General features: G+C 42.4%; 1 protein-coding gene. It reads right to left on the bottom strand.

Translation table 11 applies throughout. The features are described 5' to 3' along the window. Nucleotides 1-86: 86 nt before the first annotated feature. A complete protein-coding gene (locus T344_RS0119415) occupies nt 87-1,343 on the bottom strand; it encodes an IS110 family RNA-guided transposase (RefSeq protein ID WP_027630051.1) in 1,257 nt (418 codons plus the stop codon). Nucleotides 1,344-1,640 lie beyond the last annotated feature (297 nt).

Below are 1,640 nucleotides of genomic sequence, written 5' to 3'. Positions count from 1 at the left end.
TAGCGTGAAAAAGTCTATCCGTAGCAGTAAAAAGGGCAAACTTAACTAAGACCCTTATGGATCCTCGAAAATTTAATAATAATTGTTTAAGCCAGGGAAATATCGCGAGTTTTAATTACGCCATTGGAAACAAGGAGTTTTATAGCCTGTTTAATGGCTTTCTCCTTCTGTTTTTCCAGGATTTCCTGTGGCATATCAATTTTGTACAAATCGCTCGGATTCCATTCTTCACCGGTAACAAACATGTTGTAAACAGCGGTGAGTATCATTCTGGCGATAGCGATAATGGCTCTTTTTTTGCCCCTCCTTTTGCTAATGCGTTCGTATTTGATTTTGTAGTAAGGAGCCTTTTCCGATTTCACGGCTGCATGGGCGACTTGCACCAATGCAGGTTTGAGGTAGACACCGGCACGTGTAATTCGGACAGATTTCTTCTTACCAGCAGATTCATTGTTACCCGGGGTTAGACCCGCCCAACAGCATAAACGTTTGGAGCAGGCAAACTGAGACATATCTGTACCAATCTCGGAGATGATGGTGATAGCAGAGATTCTTTCAACTCCGGGAATGGTGCAGAGGAGTTTAATGGCACTTTCATAAGGAACTACCATCTTATCAAGTTTTTCATCTAATGCTGCAATAGATTGCTGGATGAAATCAAGATGGGAGCGAACCATTATGATACGATCCTTTTGTTCTCGGGTCATCTGGTATCCTTTAATGGACTCAATCACGGTATCCGCTTTTTTCTTCAAGGATTTGTGAAGAAGGGATGAACAGTGTACCGGATCGAAGGAATCAGAGGAGAGCAAATAGTCCGTGATGGAAGAGGCAGATTTACCAAACATGTCGGAAACGACGCTATCCAGGGCTACATTGCAAACAGTGAAAGCATTTTGAAAACGATTCTTTTCACTGCTTTTGCAGCAAACAAGTTTGAAGCGGTAACGGGTGTATTCACGGAGAATACGAATGGGTTTGCTGGGAATATAACTTCCGGGAACCAAACCCAAGCGGAAGAGATCTCCAATCCATTTGGAATCCTTAGTATCGTCCTTATTTCCCTTTACAGCCTGCACCCATTTGGGATTGGCTACAGTGACATGGATGGTATCTTCCAAAAGATTGAAGAGGGGGACCCAGTATTTCCCGGTTGATTCCATACAAACATCAAAGCAGTTGTTGTCAATTAACCACTGTTTAAACTGCAGGATGGAATTGTTAAAGGTAGAGAATCTCTTTTTTGAATAATGTGGAGTGATTCCCTGTGAAATGATGATTGTGGCGACGAGAAAAGTCTTATGAACATCGACGCCGCAGCAGATAGGGTAAACAACTTTCATGATATAACCTCCTTTGAAATTAATAGGAGGAAGACATTGACTGAACCACCACACATTTAACGAGAAGCTAAAGCAATGATTAGCGTGCGGACTTATAGAACCACTTATTTGTGCTTGAAAGGCGATTCTTACACTGGTTAGCTTACTGATTTAAGCTGAGAAGAGCAGTCTACAACTCACCTCGTCGTGCTTTGTAGTATATCTTCTTCCTCAACTTATATATACCATGAGGGTGGGACCGCACACCACTTTTCATTACTATTTGTGTCGCCGGCGGTACCGGCGAAATGGAGGTTA

The organism is Ruminiclostridium cellobioparum DSM 1351 = ATCC 15832, assembly GCF_000621505.1.
GTDB lineage: Bacteria > Bacillota > Clostridia > Acetivibrionales > DSM-1351 > Ruminiclostridium > Ruminiclostridium cellobioparum.
Note: the sequence above shows the minus strand (reverse complement) of the source record. Positions and strands in the feature narration are given on the sequence as shown.

Excerpts from the sequence above, each read along its gene's own strand:
- T344_RS0119415 (WP_027630051.1), bottom strand. The coding sequence starts at position 1,343 with ATGAAAGTTGTTTACCCTATCTGCTGCGGCGTCGATGTTCATAAGACT.